Here is a 289-nt window from a genome sequence, read left to right on the forward strand (position 1 = left end):
CTCGCATAAACGAACCGCTTTGGCAAGTGACCCGCATGCATCGACAAGGTCGACAAACTCCTCTGCCTCATCAGGCATCGGCGCCCGCCCAAGCTGTAGCAGCTTAGCCCATAAGCGATCAAATTCGCTCTGGTTCGCGCTGTAGAGCGCGACCGACGCCTGAATACGACGCCGGGGAGCAGGCGGATGCATCCGACGGGTTTGCGCGACTCGAAGATAGACCCGCGACGAGCGCTGACGATCCAAGCGAAACCGCTCTTCAAGTTGATCGCTGGCAAACACGAAAGCT

Annotated in this window: 1 protein-coding gene; it reads right to left on the reverse strand. The window is 58.8% G+C overall.

Going from position 1 to position 289, the window contains the following annotated elements; all coding sequences use genetic code 11:
* Positions 1 to 289: hypothetical protein (locus ACFTXQ_RS36665; RefSeq protein WP_382650023.1), on the reverse strand; the 289-nt coding region annotated here is incomplete at both ends.

The organism is Streptomyces sp. NPDC057010 (assembly GCF_042673805.1).
In the GTDB taxonomy this organism is placed as follows: Bacteria; Actinomycetota; Actinomycetes; order Streptomycetales; family Streptomycetaceae; genus Streptomyces.